This window comes from Bacillus massiliigorillae, from assembly GCF_000380245.2.
In the GTDB taxonomy this organism is placed as follows: domain Bacteria; phylum Bacillota; class Bacilli; order Bacillales; family DSM-1321; genus Bacillus_AD; species Bacillus_AD massiliigorillae.
In genome coordinates, this window is the sequence record NZ_HG428743.1 from 105,101 (window position 1) to 122,561 (window position 17,461).

Annotated in this window: 22 protein-coding genes; 12 read left to right on the forward strand and 10 right to left on the reverse strand. The window is 35.3% G+C overall.

Annotated elements, in window-relative coordinates; genetic code table 11:
* Positions 1–448: 448 nt before the first annotated feature.
* Positions 449–1,171, forward strand: a complete 723-nt coding sequence (locus TX86_RS19120; protein WP_042351366.1) for a YjjG family noncanonical pyrimidine nucleotidase — start codon at positions 449–451, stop codon at positions 1,169–1,171.
* A gap of 61 nt (positions 1,172–1,232) precedes the next feature.
* On the opposite strand, the gene TX86_RS19125 is transcribed toward TX86_RS19120, so the two are convergent.
* Positions 1,233–1,691: a hypothetical protein gene (locus tag TX86_RS19125; RefSeq protein ID WP_042351368.1), complete on the reverse strand. Its 459-nt coding sequence runs from the start codon at positions 1,689–1,691 to the stop codon at positions 1,233–1,235.
* A gap of 156 nt (positions 1,692–1,847) precedes the next feature.
* Here TX86_RS19125 and TX86_RS19130 point away from each other — a divergent pair, with 156 nt between their 5' ends.
* A complete protein-coding gene (locus TX86_RS19130; protein ID WP_042351369.1) occupies positions 1,848–2,249 on the forward strand; it encodes a hypothetical protein in 402 nt (133 codons plus the stop codon).
* Positions 2,250–2,284: 35 nt separating this feature from the next.
* On the opposite strand, the gene TX86_RS19135 is transcribed toward TX86_RS19130, so the two are convergent.
* Entirely contained in the window at positions 2,285–2,908 is a 624-nt protein-coding gene (locus tag TX86_RS19135) for a hypothetical protein (RefSeq protein ID WP_052343757.1), read from the reverse strand.
* 60 nt (positions 2,909–2,968) lie between these two features.
* Positions 2,969–3,433 (reverse strand): hypothetical protein, encoded by a 465-nt coding sequence (locus TX86_RS19140; protein ID WP_042351370.1) that lies wholly within the window; start codon positions 3,431–3,433, stop codon positions 2,969–2,971.
* Positions 3,434–3,588: 155 nt separating this feature from the next.
* Here TX86_RS19140 and TX86_RS19145 point away from each other — a divergent pair, with 155 nt between their 5' ends.
* From TX86_RS19145 to TX86_RS19160, 4 genes are all read left to right on the forward strand, one after another.
* Complete coding sequence (locus TX86_RS19145) at positions 3,589–4,467, forward strand: aminoglycoside phosphotransferase APH(3') (protein ID WP_042351372.1); 879 nt, start codon at positions 3,589–3,591, stop codon at positions 4,465–4,467.
* Between the two features lie 222 nt (positions 4,468–4,689).
* On the forward strand, positions 4,690–5,331 hold the full coding sequence (locus TX86_RS19150; protein ID WP_042351374.1) for a VanZ family protein: 642 nt from the start codon (positions 4,690–4,692) through the stop codon (positions 5,329–5,331).
* A gap of 142 nt (positions 5,332–5,473) precedes the next feature.
* Entirely contained in the window at positions 5,474–5,761 is a 288-nt protein-coding gene (locus tag TX86_RS19155) for a hypothetical protein (protein ID WP_042351375.1), read from the forward strand.
* Positions 5,762–5,996: 235 nt separating this feature from the next.
* Positions 5,997–6,476 carry a hypothetical protein gene (locus TX86_RS19160; protein WP_042351376.1) on the forward strand — a complete coding sequence of 160 codons (480 nt, stop codon included), beginning with the start codon at positions 5,997–5,999 and terminating at the stop codon, positions 6,474–6,476.
* A gap of 73 nt (positions 6,477–6,549) precedes the next feature.
* Here the strand turns inward: TX86_RS19160 and TX86_RS25910 are convergent, their stop codons facing one another.
* Positions 6,550–7,257 carry a hypothetical protein gene (locus TX86_RS25910; RefSeq protein ID WP_052343762.1) on the reverse strand — a complete coding sequence of 236 codons (708 nt, stop codon included), beginning with the start codon at positions 7,255–7,257 and terminating at the stop codon, positions 6,550–6,552.
* A gap of 151 nt (positions 7,258–7,408) precedes the next feature.
* Between TX86_RS25910 and TX86_RS19170 the strand changes: the two genes are divergently transcribed.
* On the forward strand, positions 7,409–8,167 hold the full coding sequence (locus TX86_RS19170; RefSeq protein ID WP_042351377.1) for a GNAT family N-acetyltransferase: 759 nt from the start codon (positions 7,409–7,411) through the stop codon (positions 8,165–8,167).
* 49 nt (positions 8,168–8,216) lie between these two features.
* On the opposite strand, the gene TX86_RS19175 is transcribed toward TX86_RS19170, so the two are convergent.
* Complete coding sequence (locus tag TX86_RS19175; RefSeq protein ID WP_042351378.1) at positions 8,217–8,765, reverse strand: TetR/AcrR family transcriptional regulator; 549 nt, start codon at positions 8,763–8,765, stop codon at positions 8,217–8,219.
* A gap of 172 nt (positions 8,766–8,937) precedes the next feature.
* On the opposite strand from TX86_RS19175, the gene TX86_RS19180 reads away from it, so the two are divergent.
* The 5 genes from TX86_RS19180 (at position 8,938) to TX86_RS19200 (ending at position 14,135) form a co-directional block, all read left to right on the forward strand.
* On the forward strand, positions 8,938–10,404 hold the full coding sequence (locus tag TX86_RS19180) for a DHA2 family efflux MFS transporter permease subunit (RefSeq protein WP_042351380.1): 1,467 nt from the start codon (positions 8,938–8,940) through the stop codon (positions 10,402–10,404).
* 206 nt (positions 10,405–10,610) lie between these two features.
* On the forward strand, positions 10,611–10,799 hold the full coding sequence (locus TX86_RS19185) for a DUF4017 family protein (RefSeq protein ID WP_042351381.1): 189 nt from the start codon (positions 10,611–10,613) through the stop codon (positions 10,797–10,799).
* 49 nt (positions 10,800–10,848) lie between these two features.
* On the forward strand, positions 10,849–11,154 hold the full coding sequence (locus TX86_RS19190) for a hypothetical protein (protein WP_042351383.1): 306 nt from the start codon (positions 10,849–10,851) through the stop codon (positions 11,152–11,154).
* A gap of 395 nt (positions 11,155–11,549) precedes the next feature.
* Complete coding sequence (locus TX86_RS19195; protein WP_042351385.1) at positions 11,550–12,425, forward strand: IS110 family RNA-guided transposase; 876 nt, start codon at positions 11,550–11,552, stop codon at positions 12,423–12,425.
* A gap of 561 nt (positions 12,426–12,986) precedes the next feature.
* Positions 12,987–14,135: a GGDEF domain-containing protein gene (locus TX86_RS19200; protein WP_042351386.1), complete on the forward strand. Its 1,149-nt coding sequence runs from the start codon at positions 12,987–12,989 to the stop codon at positions 14,133–14,135.
* Positions 14,136–14,518: 383 nt separating this feature from the next.
* On the opposite strand, the gene TX86_RS19205 is transcribed toward TX86_RS19200, so the two are convergent.
* The 5 genes from TX86_RS19205 to TX86_RS19220 all read right to left on the reverse strand — a co-directional run bounded on the left by TX86_RS19205 (position 14,519) and on the right by TX86_RS19220 (position 17,079).
* Positions 14,519–14,779: a hypothetical protein gene (locus TX86_RS19205; protein ID WP_042351387.1), complete on the reverse strand. Its 261-nt coding sequence runs from the start codon at positions 14,777–14,779 to the stop codon at positions 14,519–14,521.
* Positions 14,710–14,880, reverse strand: a complete 171-nt coding sequence (locus TX86_RS27070; protein WP_195892929.1) for a hypothetical protein — start codon at positions 14,878–14,880, stop codon at positions 14,710–14,712. The genes TX86_RS19205 and TX86_RS27070 overlap by 70 nt, the downstream gene beginning before the upstream one ends.
* A 58-nt stretch (positions 14,881–14,938) precedes the next feature.
* Positions 14,939–15,880, reverse strand: a complete 942-nt coding sequence (locus TX86_RS19210) for an alpha/beta hydrolase (protein WP_042351390.1) — start codon at positions 15,878–15,880, stop codon at positions 14,939–14,941.
* 208 nt (positions 15,881–16,088) lie between these two features.
* Positions 16,089–16,400, reverse strand: coding sequence for an ArsR/SmtB family transcription factor (locus tag TX86_RS19215; protein ID WP_042351391.1), 312 nt, complete (start codon positions 16,398–16,400; stop codon positions 16,089–16,091).
* A 175-nt stretch (positions 16,401–16,575) separates the two neighbouring features.
* Entirely contained in the window at positions 16,576–17,079 is a 504-nt protein-coding gene (locus TX86_RS19220; RefSeq protein WP_052343764.1) for an SMI1/KNR4 family protein, read from the reverse strand.
* Between the last annotated feature and the right edge of the window lie 382 nt (positions 17,080–17,461).

The window sequence follows — 17,461 nt, forward strand, 5'->3', positions numbered from 1 at the left end:
AAATGAAACGGTGCTTGATCGTTCAAGCTGTGTGCTACACACTCTTTCCACACATATTGAACGAAAAAAGTGGTGCATTTTCGGGCAACCTGTGTAGTATCGCAAATATTCCCTTAAAGCAAAGAAACCCACCGTTATCGATGGGCTTCTTTCCTTTGTACTATGATTGTTTGTGTTGATTGGAAGAAAGCACAAACAAATAGAAATTGAAAGGGTACAATTTTATGATACGCTTCTTTTTCCTAGTAGTATAATAATTTGTTTCGGAAACGATTATTAGGACAGGTATGTTAATAAGCAGCTTATTTGAATAACCTTTTTCTACATTCTAAAATGAATAGGTCTCTAAATCAGAGTAAAAATAGTATTTTTATTCTAAATATGAAGGGCTATAATACTGTAAAAAAGATATATAGATTCAATGAAGTCTGCGGGAAGAGGGATTGTTTTGAAGTACGAAGTTATATTGTTTGATGTGGATGATACTCTATTGGATTTTGGAATTTCGCAACAAAATGCCTTGCAACATACCTTTATGGCATTTTCATTACCAACAGGAATGACTGATTATGCACCACTTTATAAAGAAATTAGCAACGGATTATGGAGAGAATTAGAGCAAGGTCGCATCACACTTTCCGAGCTTAAAGTGGAGAGATTTAGACGATTATTTGAAGCACGTCAGCTTGAAATTGATGCAGATGCCTTCAACAACATGTATTTAGACTCTTTAGGAAAACAAATTCATCCTTTACCTGGTGCGATAGAATTGTGTGAAAGACTGATGGATTATCGACTTGCGGTAATCACAAACGGTTTTACGGATGTGCAAAAAGCACGATTTAGCCATCCTCCTTTTGATCATACGTTTGAACAGCTTATCATTTCTGAAGAGACTGGTTTTCAAAAACCACAAATAGAAATTTTTGATTATGCCTTTGCCAAGCTGCATATTACGGATAAATCCAAAGTGTTGATGGTAGGCGATTCTTTAACATCTGATGTGCAAGGTGGTATCAACTATGGGATTGACACTTGTTGGTTTAATCCGCATGGTAAGGAAAATACGCTGGGAATTACGCCTACATATGAAATTCGTGATTTAATGGATGTTTTGAGCATTGTAGGAGAAACAAGAAATAATAACATATATGCAAACAAAATAGTTTGATAGCAAGGCCCTTCACTCAACATTCATAGTGAAGGGCCTTTTGCTTTTTATAAATTCAAAACTACTTACCAAAACGAGATTTATCATAATTATAAGGAATGCTCGTCCCCACTAGCACATCCTCAATCTTCTCAATAATTAGCCAGTCATCCATATTCCCTTGATGATCGAACGCTAGTGGTTCAATTTGTTCGACATCCTTGAAGCCTACTAAACAAAGGCATTTCTTATGCCAACGTTGTTTTTGTTTCTCTGATAAAGCTAGTCTGTCTTGATTGCGTTCGAGAACCTCTGTAATTTCTTTGTCTGTTAATTTCACATAATTTTGAACAGAATCTACTACTGCTTTTGCGGTTATTAGCTTCGTGCCTTTTTCCATGAAGTATAGAATTTCATCTTGAAACACTCGGCTATGAGGAATTTTCCTCCCTGCTGCACCCCTTACAACCATTGTTTTCGAGCCTTCTATTATTTTAGCAAGTTCCTCTTCTTTGTTGTCACAGTATACAACATGTATCATTGAGCGTATTCCTCCTAAGCGAATCTATCGAATATAAAAGAAATACCCAAATATAATTCGTTTGAAACGGTTCTAGCTCTATCCTTATATAACTTTGCAGGATTATGGCAAACAGATGAAGAAAATGAATAGAAAACGTAAAATAGAGGTGACACTATGTTCCAAGGCGCACAGACTTTGAAGCTACTTGAACTCAAAAAAGATACAATCGGCCGTTACATGAAACTAGATATTCCCCTATCCGATGGCACAATCACCATTCGATGGAACTTAGATGCCTATACATATCAACAAATCAGAGCCATCGTCTCGAAAAAACACCTTGATTCCTTAGCAATCGATTATCATTATGAAATAATACCATACATAAGCAGCAATCAAAACGCACCAAACAGCACACCTACTCGCTATGGCTCCATCCGATGTATTCAAGACACTCAAGGGAAGAATATTCTCTTTTCTTGTTCGGACTTATTCGCTGGCAATATGGAGTGGTTTAGACGATATGTCAGTAGTACTAGAGATATAGCGCACTTACGTTGGGAGAATTTCATATAACAGAAAAGGAGCTGTCATCAGCCCCTTTCTTTCACTCAAAACGACCACAGTTCATCCTCTGAAATCCACTTGTTTTCCTGTAGATCGTATGCTTTATCTTCATCATGGAAAGAGAAATAGACAGGAAGTTTATACACTTCTCCCTTCGCTTTTCTCCAACCATCTACAAACCAGTTTTTGATAACTTCTTGTTCAGCTTCCATCATTGCCAGACCATTTTGCTCGTAAAAGGTATCGAATGCATCCCTTTGATCGTCAGCTAGTTGATAATATTGAAAGTCTTCGGCAATATCCATACTACCAGCAAATACATCTGGAACATTCTCTTCGTTAAAGACTTCATTCGCATCACGACTCATCGAAAACATAACAATCGATAATTGGTTCCATGAAGGGTCCATAAACACTTGAAAGTCTAACAGCTCTACATTCGAATGAAAGGTTAAATTACGCACTTCTGTTAATTTCGTAATAAGCTTGTCAGAATGCAATTCAAGATTTTTTGCTATTGCTTGTCTGTACTCGTTAATTGTAAACATACCTTCTCCCTGATTCTCCTTCGTTTGTTTTTCTACTGTACTCGTTTTTTGATCATCATCAACTGCTTGGCAACCACTCAATACGAGAAAAAGAACACAAACATATAGTATTTTCTTCATGTTGTACATCATTTTTAGACAATTCTGTTTAATAATAACATGTTAATAGGTTAACATGAGTTAAAATTCTACTTTTACAAGCTGTTTCATTTCCTCTAACAAATCAGGATGCTTTTCAATCGTCACAAGAGGCTTTGTTACAGAATGAACGTCTTTATGGGTAAAGATGAACGTGCCATCCTTTAACACGATAAATGCATAAGGCATGGGCTTTGCAATCTCCATCTTCGTTCCTTCTGCAAAGCTAAAAAAGTAAGAGTCTTGCGATTTCATTTTCTCTAGCATCTTTTCATTATTCATCTCTTTCACTGCGAGACCATCTACCATCGACAGTATCTGTTCTATCATTTGCTTGTTAGTAGTCATCTTCATTTGTTCTTCAGTAGATGTAATATTTTCTACCTTTTGAACCCATAGTTTACCTGAAAAATGTTTATCTTTGATTTCAATGACTTCTTCTTGCTTATCAGAACAAGCACTCAATACCAACAACACGATTAGTAAACTGATAAATCGGTATTTCATCTCCCTCACCCCTTCCATACATAACGTTAAGAAACTATTTCTATACCAATTGCTTATTTCCTTTGCTTACACACAACCTGTTATATATTGTCCTGTGAATGCCTTAGACATTTGTATACAATAATAAACAAAAAGATAACGTTTTCGGAGGCATTATGATTGAAATACATACAGAACTCGTAAAGCAATTAATCCAAGATCAATTCCCGCAATATGCACATTTACCTGTCTATCCCGTTGCCAAAAGTGGAAATGACAATCGTACCTTTCATTTAGGCGATCAGATGACGGTGCGTCTGCCAAGTGGAAAGGATTATGCACCACAGGTAGAGAAAGAAAGTACATGGCTTCCTCACCTTGCCAAACATCTTTCCCTACCAATCTCAGCACCAATTGAAAAAGGAAAGCCAACGAAGGATTTTCCATATGAATGGTCCATTAACAAATGGATTGACGGAGACACTGTCTCATACGAAACCGTTGAAGATTTAACGGATTTCGCAAGCAGTCTTGCCCTTTTCTTAAAAGAACTACAGGCGATTGATGCAACAGGTGGACCTCTTGCAGGAAAGCATAATTTTCATCGTGGTGGCGATTTAGCCATCTATCATGCTGAAACGCAAATAGCATTAGAAAAACTTGCCGATGTATTCCCTGCTCCTGAGTTAAGCAAGCTTTGGGATGTAGCAATGGATTCCAAATGGGAACAAGCACCTGTTTGGGTACATGGCGATGTGGCAGTAGGAAATATCCTTGTGAAGCAAGGTAAACTATGTGGCGTCATTGATTTTGGCATCCTTGGCGTTGGTGATCCTGCTTGTGATTATGTCATGGCTTGGACCTTCTTTGAAAAGAATAGTAGAAAGGTGTTTTTTGACACATTACATTGTGATGATAATACACGGAATCGAGCGATGGGCTGGGCGCTATGGAAAGCACTAATTGTTTATGATAAACAGAACCCTACCCCTGAAGTATCACAATGGGCAGCTTATACGATTAATGAAATTTTGAAAGATTATAATTCCATATAAAATATACTAAATGAATATCGTAATCCCTATTTCCTTGCACTTAAATAAGAGGAAATGGGGATTTTTCAATGCTTAAAAACTACTACCTACAAAGACACGTGGGAAAAAGTCGTGAAATACTAGCTGGAAGGCTTAGGAACAATTAAGGAATAATTAAGAAATTTCCTTATTATTATTTAATTTGTTTTTATTACAATTTATTTTGAAATGGAGGTTACTACTATGGAGAATCAACTAGGCTTTTTTGAAGCAATTATAGACTTGCTATATTTAAAACCATTATTTATTTTTGGATTAGCATTAGTAGGCTTATTACTGTATTGGCTATGTAGAAAAGATAAAAAACTACTAACGTTTAGAACAATCATCGGTTCAATTCTACTGTATTATTATCTGTGTATAGTCTTAAATAATATTGTTGGAATTCCAACCTTAAGTGAGTTTTTCAGACTAGCTCATCTAGGAGAATCATTGTTTAACCCTAATATTAGCTTGATTCCGTTGATTAATGGGATAAGCTTAGAGTTTATACTAAATATCTTTTGTTTTATTCCGTTGGGGTTTCTTTGCCCACTAATAAGTAGAGCGTATGAACAAACAAAAAGAGTGGTATTGCTTGGGTTCGTATTATCACTTGTGATTGAAATAAGTCAGTTATTTACCCTATATAGAGCCACAGACAGCAATGATTTGATTGCGAATGTTCTTGGAACAATAATTGGCTACTTATGTTTTAAACTTCTTGTAAAACTAGGGCTTTTGAAGTCGTATTTCAAACCTAATTTTTCCCTAGAGAATGATCCAACACGACTTCTACCGATTCTAATTGTGGTATGTGCTTTTGCGATTACATTTATAAGTTAGTGCCAAGCCTAAACCTGAATTATTATGAATAATTCAGGTTTACTGTTGACATTCCAAACAGAGAAAGAGTAATGTTAAATTAACAAACCAACGGTCGGTTTGTTATAGAATGGTAAAAATAACCGTAATGGAGTTGGTTTACATGAAATCAATCAATGAAGCATTACTAAATAAAAGAAAAGCAGCTATAGAATCATCAATGAGAATTTCAAGAAATGCGACAAAGAAAAGTTTCGAAATCCTTCATGCACCTCCAGAAGTTAAACGAAAAAGCTCTATTATTGGCAGTTATATCGGCATATCCTTATTAGCAATTGGAGGAGTATCCTTTATAATTGGATTTTCGTCAATAGCAATCGGTCTTTCTATATGCGGTCTATTAACACTTGGATCTAACTTAGTTACCTTAAAATTCTTAAAAAACAAATAAAACACATGTATCGTTGCCCTTCAGCAACATCATTGTAAAGAATAAAAACGTCGAATACAAACTGTTATTCGGCGTTTTTTAGGTCGACTATTATTGTTGTCTTTTTGCCAAAAAGCTTTTTCAACTAGCGCATACTATGATCAGCTTAGGGTAAAGTTTGGTATCTAAACCTATCGTGCCTTTTGAAATGGTGTAAGGCAAAGACAATTTTGAAAAAAGGATAGTGAGTAGTCATATGCTTGGACATTTTGGTTTTTCATATGTAGGATTGATTTTTTTGCTCATGCTAACAACTCCAAATTTAATTTGGACAAAGATGCAACCGAATGGATATAACACTCGAAATGAAAATAAAGTATTATTGTTCTTTGAAAGGACAGGACAAGTATTAGTTACTTGCACAGCTTTGATTTTTTCAGATTTCAATCTACATAAATGGTCAAGTTGGTCTTGGTGGTTAATTGCTGCAATCTTTTTCATGATTCTGTATGAATGTTGGTGGATTCGTTATTTTAGAAGCAATCGAACATTAGAGGATTTTTACAGCAGCTTTTTATGTGTTCCAGTTGCGGGTGCGACGCTTCCCATTGTCGCCTTTCTCTTACTCGGTGTGTACGGAAAAGTTATTTGGATGATTATTTCTGTTGTCATATTGGGGATTGGTCATATCGGAATACATTTGCAACACAAAAAAGAAATAGTTCATTCAAAATAAAACGAAGATAAAGGCTATGATTTCGTTATCAAAATCATAGCCTACATAAATGTTTATGTATTTCTAAAATAGATTAATATATTCTACCGTTTTTATTGCACTTAAATTCAACCGTAAAAGCTTTCTCTATTGGTCCTGTACCTGTACTTGTATCATATACACCTTCAACGTGAATGAGATATTTTCGACCACCATCCGTTAACTTAGCCTTATAAGACGTTTGTTTCCATGTACCATGAGAATCTATCAGTTTCGATGAAAGATTGCTTAATTTTGAAAACATTTGGCGACCATACGCTTCATCATATTGCGTTTCAAAGTGACCTGACACCTCAACCGTAAATATGATATCACTTATATACAGATCAACTGATTTCGCCATTGCTCCACTTCCATCTTCACTCAATACTGCATCTTTCTTATTAGAACCTACAGCCTTCAACGCTTCACGTTCACTTTTCAAAAACGAATCTACGTATTCTTGAACCGTTTTTTTATATTCTTTTGGTTCGACCCAATCTTTAAACTCATTCATTGGAGGCACACTCATAGAAATTCCCAGCTTCTTCTGCATGACTTGATCTACAATTTCCTTGTACTGTTTGTAATACGCTACTTTCTGTTCTTGCGTTAATTCGATTACTTTATTTTGCTCCTTATCCTTTTCATGCTTTATGCCACCTACTTCTTCAACGTTAGAAAACGTAGCTTCTTCCTCAACACTACAACCTGTTAAAGCAAGCGTCCCAAGCAAAATCCCTGTATAGACATATCGTTTCATACTTCCCCCACCACTCATAATTGGTAAATAATAACTTGTACTATTATATATGGTCTTTAAATGTTGTTTCAATGACTAATACGTTTACATATAATCGTGTGAGGTATAGAAAAGGTATGTTTTTAACGTAACGAGAAAGGAACAAAAACAAATGGAATTCATTACAGTCAATCAAGATAATATTGAGCAAGAGCATATTTGCTGTGCCATATCAGATAAGAAGGGTGAAACCTGTGTCTCATCGAAAAAAGCATGGATGAAAGAACGTTTTGAAGATGGATTAGTATTTAGGAAGTTAAATGAACGGGGTAAAGTTTTTATCGAATATATCCCTGCTGAAAAAGCATGGTACCCAATTACTGCAGAAGGATATATGCATATTAACTGTTTTTGGGTATCTGGGAAATTCAAAGGGCAAGGAATTGCGAACCAGCTGTTGGAGCAATGTATTGAAGACGCAAAGGAAAAAGGAAAACGTGGTCTAACCGTCCTTTCTTCAACGAAAAAGATGCCTTTTTTATCCGACCCAAAGTATTTGAAATATAAGGGCTTCCAAGTGGCAGATACGTGCAACCCGTATTATGAGCTGTTGTATCTACCATTTGATGAGGAAGCTCCTATTCCTACATTTAATGATTGTGCCAAGCAAGGAGCGATTCAGGATAAAGGTATGGTGCTGTATTATACCAATCAATGTCCGCATACCGATAAATACGCTCCTCTTTTGAAGGAATTCGCAGAGAAACACGGTACAACTGTTACTCTACATAAAATAGAAAGTGTGGAACAGGCGCAAAATGCACCAGCACCATTTACAACATATAGCTTTTTCTATGACGGTAAGCTTGTGACAAATGAAATTTTTAGTGAAAAGAAGTTTGAAAAGTTTTTAGCATCCATCGGGAAATAAGACCTGCCACTCGTATTCCAAGGCTTACTTTGGAATACGAGCTTTTCGCTTATTTTACTTTATACATTAAATGAATTTGATCGGTGATGTAGTCTGAGCTAAAATGTAGCCCATTTCTTAGCCACCACATGATAATGCCTACTAATGAAGCTGTTTTAATTTCAACTGCAACATAATTCTTATTAAAATCCTTCTTTGAATTCATCCTTCTTGTTTCTATTAATTGCTTTAATAATAAAAATAATTGCCCCTCGAATTGGTCGATTTTAATTAAAACAAGCAAATAATTTCGATGGATATATAAATAGTCGAGCAGTTGTGTCAGCTGTTGGCTTTCGGTGATATCTTTTGTGTGTATTAAATCCTCAATTTTATCAGAAAGCTCTCTTAAAATCTCATCGGTAATGCGATTAAGAAAATCATCTATATCCTGATAGTGTAAGTAAAAGGTTGTTCGATTTAGCTCTGCTTTCGCTGCGATTTTCTGAACGGTTAAATTCGAAAGATTGGGATCTTCACTTAATAGAGAAAAAAGCGCGTGTTTAAACATTTCTCTCGTACGAATTGTACGAGGATCTTCTTTTTTAGGTGTAGACATTTTTAATCCCCTTTATCTATTTTCCTTTTACTTCCTCGACAACGCGTATTTTCAGTGTCGAGTAGCGAACATTTTTGATTAATCTGTTTATGGTCAAGGAAAATATAGTTTGTTACTATATATTTTATCGACACGATGTTGAGAAAACAAGATTAGAATGAAGGGGTATATCATGCAAAAGGAAATAACGGAAGGAAATAAAAAAATCTTATTAATTGTCCTCATTGCAGGCTGTTTCTTATCAACCTTAAACCAGACGCTATTAAATGTAGCACTTAGTAGCTTTATGGACGTATTTGATGTTACACCTGCGACTGTACAATGGGTATCAACAGGCTTTATGCTCGTAAACGGTGTGTTAGTGCCAATTACGGCGTTTCTAATGAAACGTTTTACGACAAGACAGCTATTTATCAGCTCTATGTTCTTTTTGCTAATTGGTTCTGTGATGTGTGCTAGCGCGATGAACTTCAGCATCCTGTTAGCAGGAAGAATGATTCAAGCAGCTGGGGCAGGCATTATTATGCCACTTATGATGACGGTTATTCTTTATTTATACCCTGTTGAAAAGCGTGGAAGTGTGATGGGAACGATCGGCTTTGCCATCATCTTTGCACCAGCCATCGCTCCAACATTATCTGGGTTTATGATTGAATACGTATCTTGGAGATGGTTATTCATTGCCATAATTCCATTTGTGGTCATCATCATTGCTCTTGCATTCAAATATTTAATGAATGTTGCCGAAACGTCAAAAGCAAAATTAGATATCCTAAGTGTTCTTTTATCAACAATTGGCTTCGGCTGTATTTTATATGGATTTAGTAGCGCAGGAAGTAAGGGCTGGGATTCTACGGTTGTCATTTCAACTATTGCCATCGGAATCATCATTACGGCGCTATTTTGTGTACGTCAAATAAAAGCGAAAGAACCATTATTAAACTTGTCCGTCTTTAAGTACAAAGTTTTTACGTTTACATCGATTATTAACATACTCATCACGATGATTATGTATGCCGATCTTATTTTGTTACCGATTTACTTACAAAACGGCCGAGGGTTTACCGCCTTTGAAGCAGGTCTACTTCTCTTACCTGGAGCGATTGTGAACGCCTTCTTATCACCTGTCGCTGGTAAAATGTTTGACAAATACGGGGCGAAACCACTCTTTATTACGGGCTTAGTATTCATCATTATTTCGATGTGGGGCACTATTGATTTAACAGAATCCACTACTTATCTGTATTTAGTGGTTCGTACCATCATTTTACGCATTGGTTTAAGCTGCATTACAATGCCTTTAAATACAGCAGCGTTGAATGCTTTACCAAGAGAATTAGGATCACATGGCTCAGCCGTGAATAATACCGTTCGCCAAATAGCAGGTGCCATTGGAACCGCCGTTGTCGTTACAGTATTTACAACGCAAGCAACGGCTCACGCTACTGACTTAGCCAGTAGTGGACATGGAAATATTTCAGCGACGCACCTAGCGAAATTAGCTTCCATCTACGGTGCAGGTCATGCCTACATCTTTATGTTGGTTTTAGCTTTCGTGGCTCTCGCTTTTGTATTCTTCATGCCAAGAAAAGCAGCCACCCCAAAAGCGCAAGTCGTTCAAAAAGAACAAACTAGTTAACCATATGATTCATCGTATACAAAACGAAAGCATATCCGCGATTGGTCGGATATGCTTTGTTGTTTTATATTTCAGCTTTAATACTCCACAAAATCCCCTGTAATCTGAACAATCTTTCCGTTCTCATCACATACTTCATAATCTTTTTCCTCACACCATGCATATGGAAAAAAATGCTACAATAATAACTAGAAGGGGGTTAAAACATGAAAATAATGATTCCGTCACTAGTTGCCTACTTGCTTGTTTGCGTAGTAACCGTCTTACTGCCTGCCTCAGAAGGCTATAACACTGTCACTTGGAAGTTACTCGTAGGACAAATCTATGCGTTACCGACATTATTCATTGTTGCATTGATATTATATTTTATAAATAAGCGAAGACTTCACGGATGATGAGCTGATTCACTTGCACCATTAATCCATATAAGGGAGAAGTGAAAGAATGAAGCATCCTCAAGAAACTGTGCATACAAAAGAATATTTACCGATCATTCTGCCATTCATATTGGTTTTACTTGGTATTACATTTTTATTAACGATAAGAATGTACCCTAATCTGCATTTTGGATTAGTTGTCCTTGTTTACGCTATCCTTGATATCGGCTTTATCTTCGCTTTAATATTAAGTTTTACATCCAAGCTTCGATCAATGAAAATAATTAGTATTTTGACCAATAGCGTATTATTTGTAGTTTCATCGATATGGACTTTTCTCTTATTTGCTGCTTATGGTATTGGGGGAGCTTGAAGTTATTGTATTAGAAGAATCTTTTCAAAAGGAACATTCATTAATAGAGCCGGTAAGTTGCTAGCTCATCGAGATAAAAGTAGGGTGACCCAAAAAGTTGTCATAGTGACATCCTTTTGGGTCACCTTCTTGTAGAGCTAATGCACCCGTTTGTATTATAAGGTTAACCAAGTAATTGGTTGACCTTTTTGTTTAGGTTCTAGAATACTAATGGTAGCTGGGGTAGAACGACCGCACCCGTGGGATTTAAGCCCGAAAACTAAACCGTTCACCCCCTACTTATAGAAACATGATTGAAGCTGGTTGGGACTGAGATCTCGTATAACAAGCGAAGCTATGACACTATAAGCAGCCATAGGGGTTACCAGCTAATTCTTTAAGAGGAGGAGTTAATCATGAATCCAGTCATTGGTCTGGATGTCGCAAAAGGAGAAAGTCAGGTACAAGCATTCTTGGAAAAGAAGAAACCCTATAAAAAGAGCTTTAAAGTAGCACATACCCTAGAAGGCTTACACAAACTTCATGCATTTATCAGGGAGGTAGAAGAATTTACTGACTCAAAACCGCCCATTGTTTTGGAGTCTACTGGTCATTATCATATGCCTGTTGTACAGTATTTCGAAAAAAGAGGTTACCTGTTAATCATTGTGAACCCACTCATTTCATACAAAGCGAAAAGTTCGAGTTTACGTAAAGTCAAAACAGACGTAATCGATGCCTACCACCTCTGCGAGCTGTACTATAAAGAGGATTTGGAACCATGTAAGAAGCGAGGGATTCTTCTTGAATATAAAAAGCACCTATCCAAGCTTGAAGAAGAGATAGATGCTTTAGCAAAAAATATTGAAGAATATAAGATTATCCAATCCATTCCTGGTATCGGTGAAAAAATCGCAGCAACGATTATTTCTGAAATTGGAGAAATAGATCGGTTTAATCACCCTAAGAAGTTGGTTGCATTTGCAGGAATTGACCCTAGCGTATTTGAATCTGGTACCTTTAAGGGAACTAAAAATCATATCACGAAAAGGGGTTCCAGCAGGCTTAGACATGCCCTATTTACAGCCGTCCGTTGTGCCATTCGAGATGCACGTAAAACCCGAACGACAAAAGAACTCATCCCTCGAAATAAGAGATTACGTGAGTTTTACGATAAGAAACGTGAAGAAGGCAAACCTTATCGAGTATCCATTATTGCCTGTGCTAACAAGCTTTTACATTGGATTTACGCTCTTTTGAAAAACAAAACAACATTCCAAGATGTTGCTTAAAATAATTTTTCACACATCTTCAAGAAACTTCCATATCGTTAGAGGAAGCTTATTTGTCATGCCCTACTTTTAGTATAGCACTCTAGAATCTCATTATTTAGCGAAATGTTTGACAAACTATTAGCTGGTTAGTTTAAGTGTATTTAATCACAATTTTTATCTGATTTAGTTAAATAAAACAAGCCTTAGAGAAATAATCTAAGGCAATAGCATCGCAACATTTTTATAAACATCGCGACTTTATTTCAAATCAACACTACGCACATCCGAACGATAAGCCCCCATCTCTTGAAAAAATGTACTATCAAATTGGGTATACGACTATTGAGGATGCCGTTAAGGAGTTTGAAAATCATCTCCAGATTCATAGCCCGTTGGAGTTTCTTCGTAAAAACTAAACATTTAAATTTTAATATTTTAAAAACCAGTGCTAAATCTGACAAAAAATACGCTGATAAGAACGCAACTAAAAAGACAGATATGCCAGCACCGAGGTTTAATTTATTTTAATAAAGGGTATTGCTTAACGATGGGACTAGAATTCAGCAGGAGTGAAACGAAGTGAATCTAGATGTTATTTATCAGCTTATAATTGGAGTTGAAATGCTATTTGTGTATTTAACTGTATTTGATAAGTGTTTCAGAAGAAAGTATTCAAAAATGAAAACGTTTTTACTATTATTCACCTTTTCTATCATACTGATTACCCTAGCTAGCTTTAAAACAACTCAAATACTTCAAGGGTATATCGTAAAGGTAATGGCATTAAATATATTCATAGGTGCTCTTTATTTTGCACCGTTGAAATATCTATACGATCAACCACTAAGAAAAATGTTAATCGTACAATGCAGAGCGTGGACTTTTACGACACTTATGTTTGCAGTTTCACTGCATTTAGCTCATTTATTCTTCTCGCCCTCTCAAACCCTTATAGGTGTAATGTTATTTCAAACCGTGGTATATATCATTTTCTGTCCTTATTTTATCAAGAGAATAAAGACGAAGTTTCTTTATGTAATTGAGAATTTTTCGGAGAAAGACAGTACAAGTTTACTTGCTTTGATTCTGTTATCGTTTTTGGCTATACTCCTTCTTTGCTATGCTTTTATATTGGATATCGAAGAATTAAAAATACTATCTCTTCTAGGGTTTATTATTAACGCCAGTTTCCATTGTAACCTTCTTTATGACGTTGTGAATAGAGGAAGAAATGTAGATAACTTAAAAGAAATGATTTATACCGACCACTTAACAGGTGTACCTAACAGGAGAAGTTTAGTAGAAGAAATGGAAAAGCTAATTCAGAATAAAACACCTTTTCACCTTATTTTCTTAGATTTAAATTATTTTAAAAGTATTAATGACAAATATGGTCATTTAAAAGGTGATGAGTATTTAAAAACCTTTTCTAAAAGATGTAAATATTTAATGCAAGGCATACCAGGAACCTTATATCGAATTTCAGGAGATGAGTTTATTTTCTTGTCGTTGGAAGTAAATATTAAACTTGTGCAACAAAAAATACTTAAAATCCAACAATTAAAAGGAAGACGATTTATAAAGGACTCTACTTTTTTAGGAGTTAGTTGCGGTCTTTCTTCCTTTCCGAAAGATTCTGATTCTATCGAAACGTTAATTAGTATAGCTGATCAGCGTATGTACAATAATAAACGTGATACAAGAGGAAATTCACCTACTTATAGATAGGAAAAATGGGGATAGGAATTAATAATTCAGTAAATTCTTTTTGGTTCCTACATACGAAATTTGATTTTTTTAAACTGACAACCACCTAGCAAGTTATTTTTTAATAAAATTTTTACTAATAAGTCACTTTGAGAAACAGAAGGTTAAATATGAGCGATAATCATATTTAACCTTGTGTTTCTTTGAAATATGTCCTAGAATCTTATTCCACTATTGTAGATTTGTAATAAAGATTGATAAAAAATTTGCTTTAAGCTTTATTTAATAGCAAATGTAAAAACTCCATTTCGAAAAAAGATTGATCAAAATGGAGTTTCTCATTCTAGCTAAATATGAAATTTTTATAAAAAAGTTTGATTATTCTTATTCCACTAACGCACCTGTTAATTTAAGTGCATTACTTCACAAGATGGATTGGCTTTCGAGTTCAATAGTATGCCTCTTATTCTTGCATAGATTTTTCCCATTTCCCCCATAATTTCAACGCCCGATTCCTTTGCAGCATCCTCAAGTTGTTTGATTTCTTGTTCTGTTAATATAAGCGTATCCGCAGATTTTGCATCCGCGATATGTTTTATTTTTGTGACACCAATAATTGGAACAGTTCCTTTGGCGATAGCCCAGCTATTGCAACTTGTGCACATTCAACACCATACTTATCCCCGATTGTTCTCATCACATTTGTTAGGTTATCTAGCTTTTGAAGAATTTCAGGAGTAAACGCTTCACCTCTTCTTGTCCCCATTTTAAAGGGACCTCTCCCAATTATTTATAAATTACTTAAAATGAAGCAAGAAATAATGTTAACTCATAATTTTATTAATAAATCCTACAATCGCTATTACCATTTGATCTAATGCTGGCCGTTCGATTGGATAGTGTCCTCCATTTTCTAATGGTACTATTTGTACGTCAACTTTCTTGATTTTATCTAAGAAAGGAGTACTCAAATGCAACGGTGTCCATCTATCTTTATCTGGCTGCGTTAAAAGGATAGGGCATACATCAAAATTTTCTGGTTCCATCACTGGTTGATAATTGCCATAGCTATCAAGAAATCTCATGCTCGCTGAATTTGCTGCTGATGTTTGGTCTCGATAAAATATTTGCATGACTTCTTCGTTATTACAAAGTGTGCTCATTTTAGAGGCTAGGCTCATTTTCATCGACAGCCCTCCTAGACCTATTTTAGCTGAAACACTAGCCATTGGAATTCCTATACGGCTCATGACAATATTTCTTGCTGTTTCATCTCGCACCTGTTGGTTTCTTTGGTCTAAGAATGTCATTCCAATAATGCCTTTTACTTTTTTATTCTTAGCAGCAACGTGATACGTTTCCATTCCACCTGCACTTAATCCATAAAGAAAAATGGGTCTATTGTCCTTCTGCAATTCATAATCAATATAGTCACATGCTAGGTCTACCCAATCATCATATATCACACGTGAACGATTTTTCACTTGAGTCACACCATAAGTAGGCATATCAATAGCAATTGTTTCAAACCCTTCTTTAAAAAGGGGTCCTCCTAAAATCATCGACATTTGTCTACCGTTTGTTCCAACACCATGAAGCAAAATCACTTTCGCTTTTGCATTTGGATTACGAAAACAATCTAAATGGACATTGTGCTCTTTCCATTTCCACCATTCTTCAACGGGATGGTATTCCTCAGTAAAATGCAGCTTCTCTGGTAAATATGTTTGTATCTCTTTCCATTCCTTTTGCTCAGAATAATTCATTGAGGTTCCTCCTAAACAGACGTATATGTTAAGTGAAAACACTCCCATTTCAAAGTGTTTAAACTTTTAAACTTTTAAACTTTTAATCATTTGATAGTAGTCTAACTTATAAACATATTATTTGTCAACGAAAGCTATTCTAGACGAAAAATAGCGCATTAAAAGGACTTATTACGAACTCTTAATGCGCTGTTTTTAACAAATTTACTTATTTTGTTGACTCAGTATCGTCTTCCAGCGATTGAATCAATTCTTTTAATAGGTTGATCGATTTATCTAGCGAAAGAGAATAATATCTTTCAGTACTTCTTTTTTTCATATTTACAACATTAGCTTGTAAAAGCAATTTGAGATGATGAGAAACGGCAGGTCTAGACAGCTCAATATGCTCAGTAATTTCACTAACCGTCATTTCACCACGGTCGAAGAGTAAGACTAGTATTTCTTGTCGATTACTATCAGATAGTATAGAAAATATGGGTGTACATTCTTTCAGGATCTTCATTGTTCTTTGACTCATAATAGGTACCACCTTGCACATTATACGTTTAAACATTCGAACGGATTAATCTTACTTTAAATAATAACCATTCAGCTGTCAATTGTGAAGATATTTCTTATAGAGCTAACCTGCCCCTTTAGCTGCATAAGAAAAAGAACTGCGTTCACAGTTCCCAAAAACATTAAAACTCCCGTTACCTTGAAGGTTTTAATGTGGATTGCTGATACAATAATGACAAAAATTCTTTAAAAGTTAGTGCAACAAGAGTTTTAGAATAAGGTCCATTATCTCCAAGATAATTTTCATAGAAGTATACAACAGCAGGATTCTCTTTACAATTCGTATAATCCAATGCAAAACAAAAATGTGGATATGTTTCCCACGCTAATAAGACAATATTTTCAGGTAGAGAATATTCTTTTATATCTTCAACGAAAGAAAATATTCCTTCGTTATCATCTTCATTTATATTTTCTAAATCAATACCTAATAAATATGGGATTTCACATTTCCCATAAGGATTTATGCATACTTTTGTAAAATGTAAGGTTCCTCCATTACTTTCTTTAAGCAATTTAATATATTCTTTAGGCAACTTTACACCTAATTTTAACTCTGCTTTTTTTACTATCTCATCACTTACGGGTGGAGCCTTTTCATTCCAAAAATCATCACCGTCATAATAATTTTTGTTCATTCCAACATCCTCCTTTTAGCTATATAAGTGTTCTAAAAACTATAATAAATAATTTTACCTTATTCCACTAACCTGCCCCGTTAGTGACATAACAAAAAAGGCTGCCTATTAGCAGCCTTGATCTTCAACTCTAGCATCCATTAAGTACATGTATTGCCAAACTTAATTTTTAAATCATTACAAGAATGCTGCCCCTTTCATATTATGAGGTCACCAGATATTTCTTATCGTAAGAGTTTTAAAGTTTCTCATACTCTAGATGGGCTTAGTTCACTTGTAAATTTTCTTCAGGAAATTAAGAGAGATACAGGTAAGAAACCACTTATTATTTAGTTAAAGTAGAAAAGATATACACCAAAAAATACAAATCATAAAACCATAA

Coding starts and splice junctions, on each gene's coding strand:
- TX86_RS19150 (WP_042351374.1), top strand. CDS start 4,690: ATGGAGAATCAACTAGGCTTTTTTGAAGCAATTATAGACTTGCTATAT.
- TX86_RS19160 (WP_042351376.1), top strand. CDS start 5,997: ATGCTTGGACATTTTGGTTTTTCATATGTAGGATTGATTTTTTTGCTC.
- TX86_RS19170 (WP_042351377.1), top strand. CDS start 7,409: ATGGAATTCATTACAGTCAATCAAGATAATATTGAGCAAGAGCATATT.
- TX86_RS19215 (WP_042351391.1), bottom strand. CDS start 16,400: ATGAGTCAAAGAACAATGAAGATCCTGAAAGAATGTACACCCATATTT.
- TX86_RS19205 (WP_042351387.1), bottom strand. CDS start 14,779: ATGTGCACAAGTTGCAATAGCTGGGCTATCGCCAAAGGAACTGTTCCA.
- TX86_RS19210 (WP_042351390.1), bottom strand. CDS start 15,880: ATGAATTATTCTGAGCAAAAGGAATGGAAAGAGATACAAACATATTTA.
- TX86_RS19125 (WP_042351368.1), bottom strand. CDS start 1,691: ATGATACATGTTGTATACTGTGACAACAAAGAAGAGGAACTTGCTAAA.
- TX86_RS19145 (WP_042351372.1), top strand. CDS start 3,589: ATGATTGAAATACATACAGAACTCGTAAAGCAATTAATCCAAGATCAA.
- TX86_RS19140 (WP_042351370.1), bottom strand. CDS start 3,433: ATGAAATACCGATTTATCAGTTTACTAATCGTGTTGTTGGTATTGAGT.
- TX86_RS19220 (WP_052343764.1), bottom strand. CDS start 17,079: ATGAACAAAAATTATTATGACGGTGATGATTTTTGGAATGAAAAGGCT.
- TX86_RS27070 (WP_195892929.1), bottom strand. CDS start 14,880: ATGGGGACAAGAAGAGGTGAAGCGTTTACTCCTGAAATTCTTCAAAAG.
- TX86_RS19175 (WP_042351378.1), bottom strand. CDS start 8,765: ATGTCTACACCTAAAAAAGAAGATCCTCGTACAATTCGTACGAGAGAA.
- TX86_RS19195 (WP_042351385.1), top strand. CDS start 11,550: ATGAATCCAGTCATTGGTCTGGATGTCGCAAAAGGAGAAAGTCAGGTA.
- TX86_RS19180 (WP_042351380.1), top strand. CDS start 8,938: ATGCAAAAGGAAATAACGGAAGGAAATAAAAAAATCTTATTAATTGTC.
- TX86_RS19155 (WP_042351375.1), top strand. CDS start 5,474: ATGAAATCAATCAATGAAGCATTACTAAATAAAAGAAAAGCAGCTATA.
- TX86_RS25910 (WP_052343762.1), bottom strand. CDS start 7,257: ATGAAACGATATGTCTATACAGGGATTTTGCTTGGGACGCTTGCTTTA.
- TX86_RS19185 (WP_042351381.1), top strand. CDS start 10,611: ATGAAAATAATGATTCCGTCACTAGTTGCCTACTTGCTTGTTTGCGTA.
- TX86_RS19135 (WP_052343757.1), bottom strand. CDS start 2,908: ATGAAGAAAATACTATATGTTTGTGTTCTTTTTCTCGTATTGAGTGGT.
- TX86_RS19190 (WP_042351383.1), top strand. CDS start 10,849: ATGAAGCATCCTCAAGAAACTGTGCATACAAAAGAATATTTACCGATC.
- TX86_RS19130 (WP_042351369.1), top strand. CDS start 1,848: ATGTTCCAAGGCGCACAGACTTTGAAGCTACTTGAACTCAAAAAAGAT.